We start from the raw sequence: 19,723 nt of genomic DNA, 5'->3' as shown, positions 1-19,723 counted from the left end.
TTTTTTTGAGTGCAGCAAATAATTTCATATAATCCATACAGAAAGTATGGATATTGATTACGTAACGTGATTTATCTACTAACATAACAAAAAATGTTGATGTAGTTAACCACATCAACATTTTTAATCCTTCTTATTTCAAATTTAATCTAACTACATTCTCAACATGCGCAGTATGCGGGAACATATCAACTGGTTGCACATACTCCACTTCATAGCTCTTCAATAATGCTTGTACATCACGTGCTAATGAAGAAGGATTACAAGACACGTACACAACTTGTTTCGGCTTCACTTTTAAAATTGTTTCCAGTAATTTATCATCGCAACCTGTACGTGGTGGGTCGACAACAATTACATCTGGACGCCATCCTTCTTTTACCCATTTCGGTAACCATTGTTCAGCTTTACCTGCTTCATATTTCGTATTTGTAAATCCGTGACGCTTTGCATTTTTTCTTGCATCTGCAATTGCTTCTGGAATTACATCCATACCACGTACTTCCGCTGCATCATTTGCAAGCCAAAGACCGATTGTACCAACACCACAGTACGCATCTACAATCTTCTCGTTTCCTGTTAACGCAGCTGCTTTTTTCGCTTCATTATACAAAACAACTGTTTGCTCTGGATTCAACTGGAAGAATGCACGTGCTGATAATTCAAATGATAAATCGCCAAGTGTTTCTTGAATGACTTCTTTTCCAGCTAATTTAAATGTTTTGTCACCAAAAATAACAGATGTTTTACGCCAGTTTACATTTTGCATAATTGATTTAACCGCTGGCATCTGTTTTTGTACTTCTGCAATAAATTGTTCTTTATTTGGTAATTCTTCTTTTGTTGTAATAAGTGTAACTTGTACTTCCCCTGTTTGAACTGCAGTACGTGTTACAATTGTGCGTACTAAACCTTTTTGTTTTTTCTCATTGTAAATAGAAACATTTAATTTTTCTAAAATACGTCTTACAACTTTTGTCGCTTCATTCGTTGCTTTATGTTGAATCATACAGTGAGCGATATCAATTAACTGATGTGAGTTTTGTTTATACAGCCCTGTAATAACCTTTTCGTCTTTACGCCCCACTTGTAATTGACTCTTATTACGATAATGCCATGGATTTTCCATGCCAAGCGTTGGGCGAATTTTCTCTTCCATACTATTTTTCATGTACTTCTCAAATGCTTGTACAACGATATCACGCTTTTGATTCAATTGTTCTTTATAATCTAAATGTTGCAGCTGACAACCGCCACACTCCTCATATACTGGACACGGTGCTTTCACACGATGCGGTGAAGCTTTACGAACTTTTTTCACTTTCGCTTCAGCGAAGCCACGCTGAATTTTCGTTGTTTCTGCAACAACTTCTTCTCCTGGTAATGCCCCTGGAATGAAAACAACTTGTCTCTTAAAATAACCAACGCCTTCTCCGTTAATCCCAAGACGTTTAATTGTCACAGGAAACGTTTGACCAACTTCCAACTTACTCTCATGTTGCTTTTGTATCATTATTACACCTCTACTCTATACTTTTCCATAAATATAACGCTGCATAACTGCAGTATGGTTCACACTCTTGTTTCACTTTTTCTAAAAATGCATCATCAGGTTTATCATCTAATTGAAATATACCTTGCACTGCACGCTGAATCCCAATGTCCGCTTTCGGGAACATATTTTTCCGTCCAAGCCCAAACATTAAAAAGTTTTGCACTGTCCATGCACCAATTCCCCTAATTGGCAACAATTGTGCTGAAATGTCTTCTTCCGTCCCATTTTCTATACTCGCTAAATTTAATGTACCACTGACAATACTTCGACCTAATCCTACTATATATTCAGCCTTTCGCTGACTAAACTTCTGCTCTCTCAATTCTTCTATTGAAATATTTGCTACTATTTCCGGAGTGGGGAAAAAGAATACACCGTTCTTCTCTGTTCCATACCGTTTCACAAATTGTTCTGTTAACACAGTAGCAAATTTCAAATTTATTTGTTGGTGAATGATACAGCGAAGCAGACAAGCAAAATAATCAAATTCTAAAATAATTGGAGTATAAGCATATGTTTCAAATAGTGGACGTAATGATGTGTTTAAAAAATGATTTTGTATATCTTGAAACGGTTCATTCCAATGAAAAATGGCCCTCATTCGTTTCATGACTTTCTCTGGATCTCCTGTCTGACTAGAAATCCAAAACTGTGGATTTTGAACAGTACCAATCCCTTGTAAGCGAACAACAACCTGTTCCTCGTCTATACAAAGCGGGATATAAATAACTTTCTCATCTAATTGAATGACGTTAAGAGGATCAAAAGATAAACGTTTTAATACTTCTTCAAAATGATACGGATACTCTAACGTAACATGTTCGCTCCACATACGTTTCCCCATCCTTTTTACACATCATTATAGCATGAGAAAACCGTAAGCATACATGCTTACGGTTGATTGCCTTTTACTAAGTCATCTAGACTTTTAAAATGATACCCTTTCTCGCGCAAATCATCAATGATTTTCGCAAGTGCTTCTGCATTATCTTTTGATATTGCATGAAGTAATAAAATAGATCCTGGATGAATCATCGTCATAACATTATTATGCGCATATTGCCATCCTCTTTGCTGATCCACTTTCCAATCCAAAAATGCAAGTGACCAAAATACATTATAATAGCCCATTTCTTTCGTAAGAGCTAACGTTCTTTCACTAAATACACCGCGCGGAGGACGTACATATTTCACTTCTTTTTGCCCAGTTACTTTTTTAATTTCTTCCGTTACACTCGTTAATTCTTCACGAAGTTTCTCATCATTTACCGCTGTAAAATCAGGATGACTCCAAGAATGGTTTCCAATAATATGTCCTTCATCCTTCATTCTTAACAATAAATCTTTTTGTGTTTTAATGTAATGCCCCGTTACAAAGAAAGTTGCTGGTACTTTTTTCTCTTTTAATACATCTAATATTTTCCCTGTGTATCCATTCTCATATCCATTATCAAATGTTAAATAAATATCTTTTTTCTTCGTATCTCCTAAATAAAACCCGCCATTTTTTTGTAGTAAATCTGTATATAACTTTCCTGCATCTGGTACTGTTTCATTTTTAGGACGCGGGATTCCCCAGTTATGTGGAGTATTTGTATAAGCCAGTGCTGAAACTGGAACAAGTGCCATCATAATTGAAAAAATGAGACCGATATATAACCATTTATATTTCATAAATAGTCTCCTTTCCATATATAATCGTACTTGTAGTTTCTGTTGCTACACATTCTTTCATGCTGAACATGTTTTTCTATATATACCAAAAAAATGCATCTCGAATCATTCGAGATGCATTTTTTATTTACTTAAATACTGGCTCTTTAAAGCTAGCTAATTTTTCAAGTGATGTTTTATCAACATCTGCATGTAAGCTATTACCATGAGAGTCCATCGTTACAACTGCTTTAAACCCGTCGATACGTAAATGCCACATTGCTTCTGGAATACCAAATTGTAAGAAATCAACATCTTTCACTTCTTTAATACATTCAGCATAATATTGCGCTGCACCACCGATTGCATTTAAATATACACCGCCGTGTTCTTCTAAAGCCGCTAATGTTTTCGCACCCATACCGCCTTTTCCAATGACAGCGCGAATACCGAATTTCTTCATAATATCGCCTTGGTACGGTTCTTCACGAATACTTGTCGTTGGACCTGCCGCTTTAATTTGCCAATTGTCATTTTCATCTTTCACAACAACTGGACCACAGTGGTAAATAATTTGTCCATTTAAATCTACTGGACAATCATTATCCATTAAATGCTTATGGATTGCGTCACGACCTGTATACATCATGCCATTAATTGTTACAACATCACCAACGCGAAGTTCACGAATTTGCTCTTCTGTAATTGGTGCTTGTAATATAATCTCACGTTGCTCTGTTTTTTCTTGTACTTCATGCTGAAGTGTATCTTCACCTTCTTGATATAGCCAATCCATAATGTCTCCTGTTTCAGGATGGATTTTCACACCAAGGCGACGATATGCCCAGCAATTATACGCAACAGATACATAGAAACTAGCTGGCAAACGATTATAGACGCCAATTTTACAACCAAGTAAAGTTGTTTCTCCGCCAAATCCCATCGTACCAATGCCAAGCTTATTCGCATTTTCTAATACGTACTCTTCAAGATGTTGTAACTCTGGTACTGGATTGACATCATCTAATGTACGGAATAATTGATTTTTTGCCAATTCATAACCTGATGTGCGGTCTCCCCCGATACCAACACCAATTACACCAGCGCTACATCCTTGCCCTTGTGCTTGATATACTGCATGAAGAAGGCATTTACGAATCCCTTCTAAATCACGGCCAGCTCGTCCAAGTCCTTCTAGTTCACACGGTAAGCTATATTGAATATTTTTATTCTCACAGCCACCACCTTTTAGGATTAAACGCGCATCAATATAATCTTTTTCCCATTGTTCAAACTTAATCACCGGTGTACCTGGTCCTAAATTATTTCCACTATTATCTCCAAAAAGAGAATCAACAGAATTGGGACGAAGTTTACCATCTTTTGTCGCCCGCTCAAGCGCATTACAGATAGCTTCCTTCAACTTTAATTGATTCACACCAACTGGTGTATAAATTTTAAACGTTGGCATCCCTGTATCTTGGCAAATCGGCGAGATGTTATCATCAGCCATTTTAATATTATTTGTAATTGTGCCAAGTGCCATCGCAGAACGAGTCCCTGCATTTTCTCGCTCTTTCGCTTGTTGAATCGCACGACGAACATCTTTCGGTAAGTTCGTTGACGTTTCAACAATTAGTTGATACATGCTTTCTTGAAGCTTTTCCATTGTTACTTCCCCCTCAATTGTGAACGCTACCAAAACGTTATGAGCTGAAAATTCAATTGTTATGCTCTTTAGCTATTTATTTGTTTCACGCTATTAGAGCATAAATGAAATTTTTCACAACTTGATTATACCTCTTTTTCTATCGTCCTTCTATTACCCGAACAGAAAAAGGCTACCAAATTGGAATTGGTAGCCTTTTTAATATATTATTCGTCTTTTTTAAATTGCTCACATTTTAATTCTAATTCATCTAACATTGCAAGAAGACGATCTACATCTTCTAATTCTACTTCTTCAGGTTCAATTGTATCAATTACTTCAATGAACATATTTAAACGTTCTTTTAAATATACTAATTGTGTATCTTTATCTTGAATTGCTTTTCCCATGAAGGCACTCTCCTTTTAATTCGAGTTGCTTTTATTATACCGCAAAAACGATTGCTATGGGCATGAAATTTCATCAATTTTGTCACAGTCATCCACTATAATGTAAGCCCTCTCTCTTTCCATGCTAAAAAGTTTCACTTTATAAAAAGCACATATTCTTCTATTATAGAGAATGGACAAATTGTTATTTCAATAGTCAAAGGAGTATTTCATATGACGATATCACAAAAAATGAAGCCGATTACTCCTTCTTACGATCCATGGGAAGCGTATATGGACCTTGAAGAGTACGGCAAACTACTATTAACAAATGTTGAATTTACAACGACGACGTTATGCAACATGCGCTGTGAGCATTGCGCTGTTGGTTACACGTTACAGCCGAAAGACCCAAATCCGCTTCCGATGGATCTTTTATTAAAACGATTAGATGAGATTCCTCATTTACGTTCTTTAAGTATTACTGGCGGCGAACCTATGCTTTCAAAAAAATCCGTCGACAACTATGTAACACCACTCTTAAAATATGCCCATGAACGAGGCGTTCGCACTCAAATCAACTCTAACTTAACTATAGATTTAGCACGTTACGAACAGATTATTCCTTATTTAGACGTATTGCATATATCTCATAACTGGGGAACAATTGATGACTTCGTTGAAGGCGGATTTGCAATGATGGAGCGTAAGCCTACTTACGAACAACGTGCAAAATTATTTGAAAGAATGATTACAAATAGTAAGGCTCTATCAGATGCAGGTGTACTTGTATCGGCCGAAACAATGCTAAACAAAAGAACTCTACCACATATTGAACATATTCACCGCCAAATCGTCGAAGAGATGGGCTGTAAACGTCATGAAGTTCATCCAATGTATCCAAGTGACTTCGCGAGTAATCTAGAGATTTTAACAAAAGCTGAAATTCGTGATGCGATTGAACATTTACTAGAAATTCGCGATGAAAATGTATGGATGCTATTTGGAACTTTACCTTTCTATGCTTGTAGCGATGACGAAAAAGACATAGCTACATTAAAAAAATTGCAAGAGAGCAAAAATGTAACTGTTCGTAATGATCCAGATGGCCGTTCTCGTTTAAATGTAAATATTTTCGATGGAAATATTATTGTGACGGACTTTGGTGATGTTCCACTTCTAGGAAACATACAAACAAACACATTACAAGAAGCGTATGAAAAATGGAGCACTTCAAAAACAGCAAAATCATTAAGCTGCCACTGTCCTGCAGTAAAATGTCTTGGACCAAATGTTCTTGTAAAAAACAGCTACTATCCGACAGAAGATTTCTTATCAAAAACAGCAAACATTACATTATAAAAAAAACGTCAGCTTATAAGCTGACGTTTTTTATGTTATTGCGAGTGAGAAGAAGAAATAAATTTAAAAAACAAATGATCATGAATTGGAATTGCCGCTCCAATTCCTTGAGAAGTAATATTTTTCACAACAAGTCTTTTTTGATTTCCCTTTAATACAAGATACACTTCTCCAAATGTTACTTTTCCCTTTTCATTTACTGCTGGTGTATAAGCGTATAAATATCCAAGTTGACTCGGACTAATATTATACACACGCTCATGTCCAGTACCATAACCAATAGTTGTCTTAAACGAAAGAGGTAATTGTACTTTTTCAAGTGCTTTGAGAAGCATCATTTTTTTCACATCTGCAGCATCTTTCATATCTGCTGTTAAATCGCCTTCAACCGTCTTTTGTGTTTCTTGCTTATAGCGAAGTGGATATAAACGGTCTCCTCCGCGATTATCATACACATTTCGATTCACTTGTTTATATTCCCAATTAATCGATGTGTCTACTGATTCATAATGTAAGGCCCATTGACCTAAATAAATTTTTGCCCGATACCCTACTGCAAGTGGCGCATTTGAAATTGTCGTTTCATTAAACATCCGAATTAAGTCTGGATTTTCAATTTTAATATTAGCCGTTTTCAATAGCTCTTGAGCAAATTTACTTGGTTGTAAACGTGGCAAATCTTGCGCATCATTTGGAAATGTATTGTCTTTTGAAATATTTAAAACAGATGAAGGCATTTTTGTTCCTACTGTTGTCTTTGCAAAACTCATGTTAGGAAATAATAAAATAAACGAGACCATAGTTGAAAGACATATGCTGTATACTCGTTTCACCTGTCTGGCTCCTTCCTATGTAGGTATATATACTACTTCGTTTATTGTTTTCTCTGAGCGCAATTGTTATGCCTATTTTTCATAATAAATAAAAACCAATTCCCATAATGACATACGCCGCTAGTAAAGTGCCTCCTTCAAACCAGTTTGTATCTCCATCATTGGAAATCGCAATCGTTAAGAAAACGGCTGTAATCATAGACACAAGTTCTGGTATGGTAAATACTAAAGGCATCCTTTGCGCGAAGAACATAGATAGTAATACTAATACAGGAGCAACAAACATGGCGATTTGTAATGTAGAGCCTATTGCAATTTCAACTGCAATATTTACTTTATTTTTATAAGCCATAATAATTGCAGACGCATGTTCCGCTGCATTCCCAACAATTGCAACGATAATAACCCCTATAAATAACTCTGACCAGCCAAATGACTTTGCAACAGTTTCAAAAGTATGCACGAGTGCCTCTGACACATAAGCTACCGCTAGTGTTGCTATCGCTAAAATAAGTAGCGCCTTCCCTTTCGACCACTCTGGCTCTTCTTCATGCGCTACTTCGTCACTTTTATGTTGATATACACCACGGTGCGTAACTAACTTAAATAGTAAGGCAGCAAGGTACATGATAATCATAATAATAGAAACACCTATACTTAATTGATACGTCTTGCCAGCGTCCATCTTCATTGAAAAGATCTCTGGAATAACAAAGGCCACAACAACAGCAAATATTAATAAAGCTGAATTATGCCTTGCATCATATACATTAAAACTTTGTCTTTTGTATTTAAGACCTCCAACAAAGAAGGATAACCCTCCTACTAATAATAAATTTCCAAGTACAGATCCCGTTAAAGAAGCTAACACCACTTCAATTAACCCTGCTTGAAGTGCAAAAATTGAAATGATAAGTTCAACAGCATTACCGAAAGTAGCATTTAATAATCCGCCTATTCTAGGACCAGAAACAATTGCTAGACTCTCTGTTGCTCTACCCATAAAACCAGCTAATGCGATAATCGTAACACAATACACAGCGAACATAATTGTTTCTGGCCAATGAAGTGTTTTTCCAAGTACAGATAGTGGTACACCTATAAGCGCTACTATAAGAAATATTTTATTAAACATGTTTTTCATCCTTCCATCGTATGTATTTCTCCTCAATATTATTATTATTATTCTCCTAACTTGTCCGATTTCATCACAATTACGTTTAAAAAATCGGATTGAAGAAAACAGTATGAAAGATATTTAAATTATCTTGTTTAAACAGACAGAATTATAAATTGTGAAAAGGGGTTAAAATTATGCACTTAAAAGAAAAAATCGCAACTATTATTCAAGGTCAACGTACTGGTGTATTATCTACAGTACGAAATGAGAAACCTCATAGCGCCTTTATGATGTTTTTCCATGAAGATTTTGTACTGTATGTTGCAACAGATCGACAATCAAAAAAGATAACAGATATTGAACAAAATCCTAATGTCCATGTACTACTCGGACGAGAAGGGAAAAAATTAGATGAAGATTATATTGAAGTTGAAGGATTGGCTTCAATTGAGGAAGACTCGACATTAAAAAACAAGTTTTGGAATAATAGCTTAAAACGTTGGTTACTCGGCCCTGAAGACCCTAATTACGTATTGATAAAAATCAACCCCGACACAATTTATTACATCGATGGTGCCGGTACGACGGAGCCTGAGTTTTTACGACTATAAAATAAAACAAGCCCCCCTTAGGTGGGCTTGTTTTGTCGAAAAGTTCTTTTGAAAAAAAACAATAAAATAGGTGGAACTTTCTAAAGATTCTGTTATATAATAGCATTAACTTAAATAAACTGTATTAAAACAGATTGAGAGGAGAAATAAAATTGATGAAGAGAGAAGAACGCAAAAACATGATTGAGTTTATTGAAAAGAAAAAAGGGATTGAGCGTGACGAATTACTGTTTATGACAGACGATGAAGTAGAACATATTTATAATGTAACGTACTTTTTATATGAGGAAATTGCAGAGTAGTATAATAATCCCCACCTTATTAAAAATATAAGGTGGGGATTATTTCGCTATTTAGCCCACTATTTACAGGCAGTAAAACTCCCACCTTAAAATTCAGGTGGAGCAAGAAGTTAAGTTGAAGTCGTGCTTCCTATAAGCTCAATTGCTTCAACTTTATACATGAGAATCATTTTCATGTATAATACTGTAAGATTGGAGGAATTTTACTATGAGTTCGTGGCTCTTATTTGCACTATTATCAGCAATTGCTGCTGCCCTTGTATCGATTTTTGGAAAGTTTGGTTTAGACGGCATCGATGCAAACGTTGCAACAACAATTCGATCTATTATTATGGCATTATTTATGATAGGCGTTATTATCATACAAGGTAAATTTCAAAATATCGGCGACGTACTGCTAAATAAAAAAGCACTGCTATTTATCACATTAAGTGGGATTGCAGGTGCTTCTTCATGGCTATTTTATTTTCTTGCCCTCAAAACAGGAAAGGTTTCACAAGTAGCTCCTGTCGATAAATTAAGCGTCGTATTTTCTATCATTCTCGCTATGATTATCCTCGGTGAAAAGTTAAACTTTATGACCGGCGTTGGTGTAGTCTTTATTACAGCTGGTGTATTATTTATTGCTTTCAGCTAAAAAAACCGCTATTAGCGGTTTTTCTTTTTCTTTATGTACAACCATACAAAACATGTAACAACTGCTGAAATTAATAAAATCCATATTCCATAATGATGTAAACTATACTCAACGAAGCGCCACTTCTCGCCTAACTTCCAGCCAAGCCCAATAAAAACACTTATCCAAATGAGCGCACCACCGTAAGCGTACAAACAAAAACGCCAAAGTGTCAAATTTGATACCCCAGCAAAATATGCTGTTAAATGACGTACGCCCGGTATAAAATAACCAATCATTAAAAGAAATGGCCCATATTTTTCAAATAAAATATGTGTTTTTTCAATGTGATGTTCTTTAATTCTAATTTTCGGCCCATATTTCTTTAAAACAGGGAGCCCAAGTTTTAAACCTAATATGTAGCTTAATGTGATCCCTAACATCGCACCAGCCAGCCCACTTAAAAAAGCAGCAGTTCCTGACATAACTCCTTTTGAAACATTATAACCAACAAAGGTCAATAAAAACTCGTCTGGTATCGGTAATCCGACAATCCCACCAGCCAAAGCTATAACAATTCCAAAATAGCCATAATGCGCGATTAACTCGCCAATATGTTGTTCCATTCGGAAGACACATCCTATGCACGGTCGTTATTCCACATTGTACCCTTTCTATCTTTAAGGCAAACATGGTATACATATTCACTATACATTGTTTTTATAATGAACTCTACTTCTATTCTTTCCTTTAACAGAGATAAAGAAAAACTTTACTCAGTGGGAGTTTTGTTCATCCTCTACTAATTATTAACCTATGCCAATCTTGCTTTTACAGACATCCCGACTCCACATAACTCACTTACATTCACCAATTTTGAGATTAGATTCTTATTGCCCGCAAATAACCCGATAAAAAATAAAAATTCATATGCGTGTTTTTTTGTTACAATAAAGGAAAGTTACTTTTCGCAACGGTTTAACTCTCAAGAAAAATGATATATCTAGCAAAAACATAGTTTGGTCTATATAATGCAACTTCTACCTATTAAAAGAACATACACCCTTTTACATACAACATCATTTTTCTAAATTATACAGGGGGGAACGAACATGACCATTGAAAATCAATTTATTCAAAAAGTTTACTATAAAACATTTTTAACAGAAGAAACTTCTACTCCTGCATCGGAAGTACTCGGTGGAGCATATATAAATGAATCTAAAAATGAATTCTCCAACATTTCTAATATTCGATTTGCTCAAGGTGAATTTTATTATCAAAATAAAGATTTTGAAGCAGCTATATTTAAATGGGAAAAAGTAAATAATGCTCTTGCACTTTGGGCGACAAAAAATATTGCAGATGCTTATTTTGAACTAGGATTCTTACCAAAGGCAGAAGAAATTTATCAATCTATTCAAACGGAAGATACGACTCTTACGATGGAGGTTTCCTTACAACTTCTTTCTCTTTATATCGAACAAGATCGTTTAGGACTCGCTTTTAAGACGATTAGTGAAGCTGTTGCATTCCAACCGGATTACCCAAATATTACTGCAATTGCACGTTCTTTCTATGAAAAACAAGAAGATTGGAACAACGCTATCGAACTAGCTGTTCAAGAAGGTATCCGAACACAATCTTTACACTGGTTTGATACGTTAATAACTTACATAAACAAAGGATTTACCAAAAATATTAAGCCTGAATATTTCTATGAGTCTTTAAAAGCTCTATATGCTGTTGATCAAGCTCAATTTAAAGAACTTGTTATTGCTCTTTGGAATAGCTATCAACATGAATCCTTATACCTTCCTTGGATTCAAAGTATTAATCATTTATTCTTGCATATTGAAACAGACAATAATGACGATTGGAATGAAATCTCTACTCGCTACCAAGAAACATACTTTGCATTAATTACCGGAAATCATTTTATGCATGAATTAAACGGACTTGTACCAAATTTATTAACAAATTGGTTCAGTTTAACGAAAGCAAAAGATTCTCTAGTTGTCTCTGCAGCAGTGTTAGCATGGAATGAAGTCTCACCTACAACTTTAGAATCATTACTCGTAAAAAGTGCTGGATCCTTACTTTCTAATACATCAGCTGAAGCAGATGTAAATATGGAAACAGTTTCTCATTTATTCGAAACAATCGCTGTATGGGCTGAGAAAAATGATGTAGATTTAAGTCATCAATTTACGCTACTCGTCCATGAACTATGTGATTTAAATGTCACACCAATACTAATAGCTGGAACTAGTGACCATGATAAAACATCATTTGTTAATTCAATATTGGGAGAGAACATCTTAACTGAAACTTTAACAACTCCTATTCTATTTAAAGACGCTAGTCAAACTGAAATAACAGAATTTACCGAGTTAGATATAAGAAATATCCCTAACCTTGATGAATTCCATCAAATAACGGCTACATCTGCTCAGTCAGAACTTGAGAAAAAATGTATAGAAATTAAGCTACCAAGTAGGTTTTTAAGAAAAAATAAGTTTACATTTCTTATTACACCATCTATTCAAGGCCAATTGGATAAAAACAATGCATACTTTGAATACTTACAAGCAGCAGATAGCCTTGTATACGTATTAAATTCTTCTTCACCATTGCATAGTCAAGAAATTGATACGTTAATTTATTTACGTGAACAAGTACCAAACTTACAAATTCACTTCGTATCACACACAAATAATACGACTACTGATGAAAAACTAATTAGTAAACTTAAAGTACATTTTCCAGATGCACAATTCTTCCCATACTCTCCTTCGCAAGAGAGTAGCCAGCAACTTGGAGATGTAACAGAATCTATTCTTTCTAATCTTGCAAAACGCGATATAGAAAAAGAACGTATAGAAAAGCTAATATGGTTTACGCAAAAGACAATTGCTTATCTCATAAATGAACGTGTGGAATTAGAAAATACATTAGTAAAATCCGTACGCTGGAATAAACACATCTCAGTGAAACTTACTGGATTTATTAATAACCTTACTGCTCTTGAAAAAGATAAAATTCGTTCTATTACCGAATCCTATCTTTTAACGAAAGAAGAAATTACACGAGATATACATTCTCAAATTCCTGAATTATTACAGAGCTGCTCTGATCTTGTTCAAGAAGATAGTGATTTCAAATTAGTTCATGAAGAATTAAATGCTGCAATGAATGAACGAGTTCAAAAGCATGTACAACAGGTACTTCTTCCTAAATTTACTGGGTCTATTCAAGAATGGATTGAAACAGCACATAATGAATTTATTCAAGCTCAAGCTTATTTAGATGAAATGAGTGAAACGTTTAATAAATTATATAAAGAAGAACGTATGAAACTTCCTTGCGATTTCAAATTATTAGATGATTGGAATCGAGATGTTGTACGAATGACAAATCGAATTACAGTAACGAACATCAATATTTTATTACGCTTTACACCGACACAGTTTTTCTTAAAAAGTGCCGGAAAATTATTTGGTAATATGCAAAAAAACCAATCTATGCTCGCCAACAAATATAAACAATATATTGAAACAGAAGACTATACAGAAATTGCTCACACAATTTCAAAACAATTCTTCCTTCAATTTGAAGTATTTGAAGGTGCATTAGAACGTGATATCATGATGTTCTTCAAAGATCCACTTAATATATTGAAACAAAATGTAGATGCAGCTCAACTTGAGATAAAGGAAGACGAGCAAACATTAGCAACGCTAAGAAGCAATCCAGAAACATATCATGATCCTTTAGCGCTATTTAAACTACAATTGCTACAACATAAATTTGTTTTAAGTACTACAAAGAAACATGAAGATATGTTTGTATCTAACGAATCTCCTACTGTTTAACAAAAAAACCAAGCAAACTAAAATTTGCTTGGTTTTTTACTTTATTATTTTCATATGTTCAAACGGATAATAAATGCCTGCTAACTTACCTAACACATCTTCTCTATCAATAAAACCTAAACCATTTCTACTATCTTTACTTATTAAGCGATTATCTCCCATAACAAAAATCTTATTTTTAGGAACTGTAATCGGTCCAAAGTCCTCTGTTAAATTCATAAGTTTTTTTTCTGCTTGTTTTTTATTACTATCCAAATACTCTTCATCTTTCACTTCAGAATTCACATATAATTGATCATTTCTCATCTCAATAATATCTCCTGGCAATCCAATCACTCTTTTGACATAAAAATTATCTGTTTTCACAACAATAATGTCTTCTCTCCCATAGCTTTCAAATTGTTTTGCTAGCTTATTAACAATCACCTTATCTCCATCTTGCAACGTCGGCCTCATGGATGCTCCTTTTACAGTCGTCGGAAAAAACACAAAAATTTTCGCCAAAAACACCAATAAACATGCAATTGCAATAGTTCCAAAGAATTCACGCCAACGTTTTTTCTTTTGCATCATTTCACCATCTCATCATCTTTTACTTTTATTATAAATAATACCACTGATGATTTTCTACAAAATTCTGAATCATAAAATTATAATATTAGAAACTTAAAAATATAAATACTGATCAAATTTACAAGCAAAAAAGATACTCTCAAAATAGTCTATCCACTATTTTTGAGAGTATCTTTTTATAATCCCACATATACAATACACATTTGAGCAGCTACATATGTAAACCAAATCCAAAGTGGCTCATACTTCAATTTACGTCCTCCGATATCTGTCACGCCAATAATAAAATCAGAAATCACAAATAGTAAACCACCAAACGCTGGTATCCACCATATTCCTGTATTTTCATAATATAAGGCGAATGCAAAGCAAGCCATTCCTCCAACCCACAATCCGTAAATTAGAGCTCCTATCGTAAACAATTTATCCTGTTTATCATTTCGGATAAAGAAGAACCATCCTACAATTAGAAAGAGCCCATATACGAGTAAGCCAATCCAAAAACCATTCCACGAGATTCCTGTTTGCAAAAATGCTTTTACATAAAAACAATGTGCAAGAGCGAAAGTAACCATCCCTCCAATTAACCTGTGACCAATTGGAATCAGCCCAGCCATAAACAAATCTCCCACAGTCGATAAAGTCATACCAAGTGCAACCCACGTACTATACTCTACAGATGGATCTTGTAACCATATCCAAATTGCACTACCTGTTAAAGAAAAACTAAGAATAAGACGGATTACTAAAGGTAACGGCATATTATCTTTCGTTCTTTTTGTCTGCCGCATTGCATAAATTGCACCAATTAAAAAAAGAAGTATTTGCCCAATTAACACCACGTAAAGTAGATTCATAACATGTTCTCCTCAATAAATGCTTTTTGTATCTTTTTTCGTTACACTTAGTCTATTATCCTTTTTCTATGAAAAAAAGAAGAACAGTACTGTTCTTCCATTGTAATCGCTTTTCTGCTCTCTATGCTACTTGTTTTTCTTGCTCCATTTTTTGCTTAGCTGGCGTTCGATTTACCACAATAATTCCCGCGGCTACACATGCTAAACCGAATAGCACAAATGAATGAATTGCTTCACCTAAAATCATGCTCGATAATAACACACCAAATACGGGTATAAAGAACATATACATAGATACTTTTCCAACCTTGTTGTACTTCATAATTGTATTCCAAATGCAAAAACCAGCTGCAGATAAGAAAGATAAATAAATCAGCATAAGTAGTGCATGTAGACTAAATGTAAATGGCATGACTCCAACTTGTAAAGCCCCTATACATAATAATCCTATAGAACCAAACATCATTTGGTATGCTGTCATATAGCCAACATCTAATGTTTTACTACCTTCTTTTGCTAATATGTTTCCATATGAATACAGCATTGCTGCACTAAGAAGTAATAAGCTTCCGATTCCAAAATGAAATGATAAGCTACCATCACTCGGCACATTTACTAAAATGACGCCACAAAAACCAATCGATACCCCAATTATTTTTCTTATATTGAGAGCATCATCTTTATATAAAAAATGGGCGAGTAAAATTTGAAAGAATGATGATGTCCCTGAAATGATAGCTCCTTCAATTCCTGAACTATAACTCATTCCAATGTAAAAACAGATATATTGAAGAAACGTTTGGAATAAACCAATTTGTATTAACTGTTTCCCCGTTCCTTTTTTGAAGCTCATATCTTTTCCTAACACTTTAAAGAATAATAAGAGCATGACTCCAGATAACAAGAAACGATAACCGGCAAATAATATTTGTTCTCCAACTTCTTGTGGTTGAATTCCAAGTTCAGCATAACTTAACTTAATAAAAGGAAATGCGCTTCCCCATAAAAAAGTTGCTACTATTGCAGCAATAAATACGCCAATCGGATGGGTAAAAAATTTCTCTGTCTTCACTCGTTGTCTTCCTTTCCGACCTTTTTATGAACAATATTCATATATACCAAAGGAATTGCGAAAACACAAGTTTTCCGTTTATACTTGAAACAAAACCGTACCATCTCATAAAAACATATGATATACTATAGAATAATTACAACATAATAACTATTAAAAACAGATTCAACAGAAATGCTGCTATCCATTATGGATGGCAGCTTTCGTCGTTTTATAGGGGTTTCGATTTTGATTATTTTTCTCAATAAGAATTCGGAAGGAGCGAGTAGTAATGAACTCAGAAGTAAAAACGTTACACGCAAAAGAAACAATTTCTCATCCCTCTTTATGGGACACATTAAAAAAACATTATGAACTTGTATTTGCAGTGGCATCTGGTATTTTTATTTTAGCTGGCTGGCTATTCACAAAGAACGATGCAATGAATGTAGGTATTACTTGCTATATCCTTGCTTATATAGTTGGTGGATATGCAAAAGCTAAAGAAGGCATTGAAGATACGATTGAAGAAAAAGAGCTAAATGTTGAAATGCTAATGCTCTTTGCAGCTATCGGTGCTGCAATTATTGGCTACTGGGCAGAAGGGGCTATTTTAATCTTCATATTTGCGCTCAGCGGTGCTATGGAATCTTATACATTAAGTAAGAGCCAAAAAGAAATTTCCGCTCTTCTTGACTTACAACCCGAAGAAGCATTACGCATTTCCAATGGAACAGAGGAACGTATTCCTGTTGGAGAGTTACAAATTAACGACATTATTTTAATTAAACCAGGTGAACGTGTTCCTGCTGACGGTACGATTCATAACGGTGAAACAAATATCGATGAAGCAGCAATCACGGGAGAACCTATTCCAAATGAGAAAAGATATGGCGATGAAGTATTTGCAGGTACTGTAAATTTACGTGGTGCTATCGAAGTTAAAATTACGAAGCCGAGCGATCAAACATTATTCCAAAAGATTATCCGTCTCGTACAAAGTGCACAAAGTGAAAAATCACCATCACAACTATTCATCGAAAAGTTTGAAGGAACATACGTAAAAGGTGTACTACTCGTTGTTGCGCTTATGATGTTCGTTCCTCATTTCTTACTTGACTGGAGCTGGAATGAAACGTTTTATCGCGCTATGATCTTACTTGTAGTCGCATCTCCTTGTGCACTCGTTGCTGCCATTACACCAGCAACGTTATCAGCCATTTCTAACGGAGCAAGAAATGGGATTCTCTTTAAAGGTGGCATACATTTAGAACGTCTCGCTTCAGTAAAAGCAATCGCCTTTGATAAAACAGGAACATTAACAGAAGGAAAACCTACCGTAACAGATATATATGTTCGAGAAAATATGACAGAAAAAGAAGTACTTTCTATTACAGCATCAATTGAAAGTCACTCTACACATCCTTTGGCTGAATCTATTGTTAAATATGCACAACATGCGTACGACATTACATTAAAAAAACCAGAAAAGGTTGAAGATGTAACTGGTTTTGGGCTAAAAGGAATATTCGAAAATAACGCTTATAAAATAGGTAAAGCTGATTTTATCGGTGAAGAAACAAAAACATTTCATAATGGTATTTCTGCCTCACTTGAAAAGGAAGGTAAAACTGTCGTTTATATTAGTGATGAGGGAGGCATTCTTGGACTTATCGCTTTAAAAGATACGCTTCGCCAAGAAACAATAGCTGCTATTCGTGATTTACAAAGCATTGGTGTCGAAGCAATTATGATTACTGGAGATAATGAAGAAACGGCAAAAGCAATTGCCTCTGAAAGTAATATAAAGGAATATTACGCATCATGCTTACCAGAAACAAAAGTTGAAACGATTAAAAAGTTAAAAGAAAAATACGGTACAGTAGCAATGGTCGGAGACGGTATAAATGATGCACCTGCACTAGCTACTGCTAGCATTGGTGTCGCAATGGGAGAAGGAACAGATGTAGCTTTAGAAACTGCGGATGTTGTACTGATGAAGAACGAACTATCTCGTCTTTCTCAAGCGATCCGTCTATCAAAACGAATGAATCGTATTGTGAAGCAAAACGTAATCTTTTCGCTAGCCGTTATTGCCATGCTAATTTGTTCAAACTTCTTGCAATTTTTAGCTCTTCCATTCGGTGTTATTGGCCATGAAGGAAGTACGATTCTTGTCATTTTGAATGGCTTACGATTATTAAAAGGAAGCAAATAAAACGGGTCCCTCATAGAGGACCCGTTTTTTTTAATGATAGCTATTATGACCGTTCGCACTGCTACTCGTTTTATGCTTTGGATGCGAACTGCTCTTTTGTTTATTATTACTTTTATTATTATGGTTCTTTTTATTATTACTCATGAAATATCCCCCCTGTTCCTTTTTATTATGGAACAAGAGCTCATTATTCATTACGGGAATTATTGTCACCGGTTCTATAATGGTGGAGTAAACCATTAATTTCACCGCCAAGTAAAATTACCCATCCAGTTAAGTAAAACCATAACATTAAAATAATGATACCACCGAGACCACCATATGTATTGGCGTAATTCGCAAACTTATCTACATAATAAGCAAATGAGTACGATACCACAATCCATCCTACAGTAGCAAATAACGCCCCTGAAATAACTTCTCTTCTTTTTAACTTTCGATCTGGTGCAAATGTATATAAGAAACTAAATAAAGCAAATAGCACGAAGAAACTCGCTACTAATCGTGTAATGCTCCATACGAAAGAAAAACTATCTGATAAACCGAGTGCTTTAAACACTGCTGCTCCAATAACTTGTCCGAATACCGGAACAATTAACGCAAAGACAATCATAAAAATAATAGCTAATGTAAACACAATTGATAACGCTCTTGTTGTAATAAAAGAACGTGTTTCCTTCACGTCATAAGCGCGGTTAAAAGCATTCATAACCGCATTAACACCATTTGAGGCAAACCATAACATGGATAATAAACCAAATGATAATAAACCACCATTTTGCTGGTTTACAACTTTATCTACATTTACCTCAATTAAGTTCATTGCATCATCTGGTACATAAACCTCTAATAAACTAAGCACATCCTCTGTTTGAATGGGAATAAATCCAAGAAGCGTAATTAAGAAAACGAGCCCAGGAAAAATTGCAAGCAAGAAGAAATAAGCGAGCTGTGCTGCCAAGCCCGCTACATCATCGCGCATCGTCCGGTCATATAAATCTTTACCAAACGAATAAGTACGATTTCTTCTCACCTTTTCTAAAATTTTTCTCATATATGT

18 protein-coding genes are annotated in these 19,723 nt (G+C 34.9%); 6 read left to right on the top strand and 12 right to left on the bottom strand.

Annotated elements, in window-relative coordinates:
- Positions 1 to 133: 133 nt before the first annotated feature.
- From rlmD to ACTFO4_RS24000, 5 genes are all read right to left on the bottom strand, one after another.
- Entirely contained in the window at positions 134 to 1,513 is a 1,380-nt protein-coding gene (gene rlmD, locus ACTFO4_RS24020; protein ID WP_440014478.1) for a 23S rRNA (uracil(1939)-C(5))-methyltransferase RlmD, read from the bottom strand.
- Positions 1,514 to 1,523: 10 nt separating this feature from the next.
- Positions 1,524 to 2,387, bottom strand: coding sequence for a DNA-3-methyladenine glycosylase family protein (locus ACTFO4_RS24015; protein WP_000269422.1), 864 nt, complete (start codon positions 2,385 to 2,387; stop codon positions 1,524 to 1,526).
- 59 nt (positions 2,388 to 2,446) lie between these two features.
- Positions 2,447 to 3,229: a delta-lactam-biosynthetic de-N-acetylase gene (gene pdaA / locus ACTFO4_RS24010; RefSeq protein WP_000875956.1), complete on the bottom strand. Its 783-nt coding sequence runs from the start codon at positions 3,227 to 3,229 to the stop codon at positions 2,447 to 2,449.
- A 127-nt stretch (positions 3,230 to 3,356) separates the two neighbouring features.
- Complete coding sequence (gene fumA / locus ACTFO4_RS24005) at positions 3,357 to 4,877, bottom strand: class I fumarate hydratase (RefSeq protein WP_416809551.1); 1,521 nt, start codon at positions 4,875 to 4,877, stop codon at positions 3,357 to 3,359.
- A gap of 206 nt (positions 4,878 to 5,083) precedes the next feature.
- Complete coding sequence (locus ACTFO4_RS24000; protein ID WP_000513558.1) at positions 5,084 to 5,266, bottom strand: SE1561 family protein; 183 nt, start codon at positions 5,264 to 5,266, stop codon at positions 5,084 to 5,086.
- A gap of 213 nt (positions 5,267 to 5,479) precedes the next feature.
- Here ACTFO4_RS24000 and yfkAB point away from each other — a divergent pair, with 213 nt between their 5' ends.
- Positions 5,480 to 6,607 (top strand): radical SAM/CxCxxxxC motif protein YfkAB, encoded by a 1,128-nt coding sequence (yfkAB, locus tag ACTFO4_RS23995; RefSeq protein ID WP_416809550.1) that lies wholly within the window; start codon positions 5,480 to 5,482, stop codon positions 6,605 to 6,607.
- Between the two features lie 35 nt (positions 6,608 to 6,642).
- On the opposite strand, the gene ACTFO4_RS23990 is transcribed toward yfkAB, so the two are convergent.
- Together ACTFO4_RS23990 and cax are read right to left on the bottom strand one after the other, a co-directional pair.
- The gene (locus tag ACTFO4_RS23990; RefSeq protein ID WP_002083605.1) at positions 6,643 to 7,440 is read right to left on the bottom strand and encodes a YfkD famly protein; all 798 of its coding nucleotides are present in this window, start codon (positions 7,438 to 7,440) and stop codon (positions 6,643 to 6,645) included.
- Between the two features lie 79 nt (positions 7,441 to 7,519).
- Positions 7,520 to 8,575, bottom strand: coding sequence for a calcium/proton exchanger (gene cax, locus ACTFO4_RS23985; protein ID WP_000482137.1), 1,056 nt, complete (start codon positions 8,573 to 8,575; stop codon positions 7,520 to 7,522).
- A gap of 179 nt (positions 8,576 to 8,754) precedes the next feature.
- Here cax and ACTFO4_RS23980 point away from each other — a divergent pair, with 179 nt between their 5' ends.
- From ACTFO4_RS23980 to ACTFO4_RS23970, 3 genes are all read left to right on the top strand, one after another.
- A complete protein-coding gene (locus ACTFO4_RS23980; protein ID WP_000550220.1) occupies positions 8,755 to 9,171 on the top strand; it encodes a pyridoxamine 5'-phosphate oxidase family protein in 417 nt (138 codons plus the stop codon).
- Positions 9,172 to 9,326: 155 nt separating this feature from the next.
- Positions 9,327 to 9,473, top strand: coding sequence for a BH0509 family protein (locus ACTFO4_RS23975; RefSeq protein WP_000817786.1), 147 nt, complete (start codon positions 9,327 to 9,329; stop codon positions 9,471 to 9,473).
- A 208-nt stretch (positions 9,474 to 9,681) separates the two neighbouring features.
- Entirely contained in the window at positions 9,682 to 10,110 is a 429-nt protein-coding gene (locus ACTFO4_RS23970; protein WP_000100295.1) for an EamA family transporter, read from the top strand.
- Positions 10,111 to 10,121: 11 nt separating this feature from the next.
- Here the strand turns inward: ACTFO4_RS23970 and ACTFO4_RS23965 are convergent, their stop codons facing one another.
- Positions 10,122 to 10,715, bottom strand: a complete 594-nt coding sequence (locus tag ACTFO4_RS23965) for a DedA family protein (RefSeq protein WP_000434872.1) — start codon at positions 10,713 to 10,715, stop codon at positions 10,122 to 10,124.
- 486 nt (positions 10,716 to 11,201) lie between these two features.
- Here ACTFO4_RS23965 and ACTFO4_RS23960 point away from each other — a divergent pair, with 486 nt between their 5' ends.
- On the top strand, positions 11,202 to 13,964 hold the full coding sequence (locus ACTFO4_RS23960) for a tetratricopeptide repeat protein (protein WP_410988173.1): 2,763 nt from the start codon (positions 11,202 to 11,204) through the stop codon (positions 13,962 to 13,964).
- 36 nt (positions 13,965 to 14,000) lie between these two features.
- Here ACTFO4_RS23960 and lepB read toward each other — a convergent pair whose 3' ends face one another.
- The 3 genes from lepB to ACTFO4_RS23945 all read right to left on the bottom strand — a co-directional run bounded on the left by lepB (position 14,001) and on the right by ACTFO4_RS23945 (position 16,466).
- Positions 14,001 to 14,537: a signal peptidase I gene (gene lepB, locus ACTFO4_RS23955; RefSeq protein ID WP_000983308.1), complete on the bottom strand. Its 537-nt coding sequence runs from the start codon at positions 14,535 to 14,537 to the stop codon at positions 14,001 to 14,003.
- A 176-nt stretch (positions 14,538 to 14,713) separates the two neighbouring features.
- A complete protein-coding gene (locus tag ACTFO4_RS23950) occupies positions 14,714 to 15,394 on the bottom strand; it encodes a lysoplasmalogenase (RefSeq protein WP_001051082.1) in 681 nt (226 codons plus the stop codon).
- 121 nt (positions 15,395 to 15,515) lie between these two features.
- Positions 15,516 to 16,466, bottom strand: a complete 951-nt coding sequence (locus ACTFO4_RS23945) for a DMT family transporter (RefSeq protein ID WP_000845695.1) — start codon at positions 16,464 to 16,466, stop codon at positions 15,516 to 15,518.
- A 271-nt stretch (positions 16,467 to 16,737) separates the two neighbouring features.
- Between ACTFO4_RS23945 and ACTFO4_RS23940 the strand changes: the two genes are divergently transcribed.
- Positions 16,738 to 18,663, top strand: coding sequence for a heavy metal translocating P-type ATPase (locus ACTFO4_RS23940; protein ID WP_001083750.1), 1,926 nt, complete (start codon positions 16,738 to 16,740; stop codon positions 18,661 to 18,663).
- Positions 18,664 to 18,850: 187 nt separating this feature from the next.
- On the opposite strand, the gene ACTFO4_RS23935 is transcribed toward ACTFO4_RS23940, so the two are convergent.
- On the bottom strand, positions 18,851 to 19,717 hold the full coding sequence (locus ACTFO4_RS23935) for a YihY/virulence factor BrkB family protein (RefSeq protein WP_001226536.1): 867 nt from the start codon (positions 19,715 to 19,717) through the stop codon (positions 18,851 to 18,853).
- Positions 19,718 to 19,723: the final 6 nt, after the last annotated feature.

Source organism: Bacillus cereus group sp. MYBKT14-1 (assembly GCF_051915185.1).
GTDB classification, from domain to species: domain Bacteria; phylum Bacillota; class Bacilli; order Bacillales; family Bacillaceae_G; genus Bacillus_A; species Bacillus_A cereus.
Note: the sequence above shows the minus strand (reverse complement) of the source record. Positions and strands in the feature narration are given on the sequence as shown.

Excerpts from the sequence above, each read along its gene's own strand:
- ACTFO4_RS23965 (WP_000434872.1), bottom strand. The coding sequence starts at position 10,715 with ATGGAACAACATATTGGCGAGTTAATCGCGCATTATGGCTATTTTGGA.
- ACTFO4_RS23980 (WP_000550220.1), top strand. The coding sequence starts at position 8,755 with ATGCACTTAAAAGAAAAAATCGCAACTATTATTCAAGGTCAACGTACT.
- ACTFO4_RS23950 (WP_001051082.1), bottom strand. The coding sequence starts at position 15,394 with ATGAATCTACTTTACGTGGTGTTAATTGGGCAAATACTTCTTTTTTTA.
- rlmD (WP_440014478.1), bottom strand. The coding sequence starts at position 1,513 with ATGATACAAAAGCAACATGAGAGTAAGTTGGAAGTTGGTCAAACGTTT.
- ACTFO4_RS23960 (WP_410988173.1), top strand. The coding sequence starts at position 11,202 with ATGACCATTGAAAATCAATTTATTCAAAAAGTTTACTATAAAACATTT.
- cax (WP_000482137.1), bottom strand. The coding sequence starts at position 8,575 with ATGTTTAATAAAATATTTCTTATAGTAGCGCTTATAGGTGTACCACTA.
- ACTFO4_RS23935 (WP_001226536.1), bottom strand. The coding sequence starts at position 19,717 with ATGAGAAAAATTTTAGAAAAGGTGAGAAGAAATCGTACTTATTCGTTT.
- ACTFO4_RS23975 (WP_000817786.1), top strand. The coding sequence starts at position 9,327 with ATGAAGAGAGAAGAACGCAAAAACATGATTGAGTTTATTGAAAAGAAA.
- lepB (WP_000983308.1), bottom strand. The coding sequence starts at position 14,537 with ATGATGCAAAAGAAAAAACGTTGGCGTGAATTCTTTGGAACTATTGCA.
- ACTFO4_RS23970 (WP_000100295.1), top strand. The coding sequence starts at position 9,682 with ATGAGTTCGTGGCTCTTATTTGCACTATTATCAGCAATTGCTGCTGCC.
- pdaA (WP_000875956.1), bottom strand. The coding sequence starts at position 3,229 with ATGAAATATAAATGGTTATATATCGGTCTCATTTTTTCAATTATGATG.
- ACTFO4_RS24000 (WP_000513558.1), bottom strand. The coding sequence starts at position 5,266 with ATGGGAAAAGCAATTCAAGATAAAGATACACAATTAGTATATTTAAAA.
- yfkAB (WP_416809550.1), top strand. The coding sequence starts at position 5,480 with ATGACGATATCACAAAAAATGAAGCCGATTACTCCTTCTTACGATCCA.
- ACTFO4_RS23940 (WP_001083750.1), top strand. The coding sequence starts at position 16,738 with ATGAACTCAGAAGTAAAAACGTTACACGCAAAAGAAACAATTTCTCAT.
- fumA (WP_416809551.1), bottom strand. The coding sequence starts at position 4,877 with ATGGAAAAGCTTCAAGAAAGCATGTATCAACTAATTGTTGAAACGTCA.
- ACTFO4_RS24015 (WP_000269422.1), bottom strand. The coding sequence starts at position 2,387 with ATGTGGAGCGAACATGTTACGTTAGAGTATCCGTATCATTTTGAAGAA.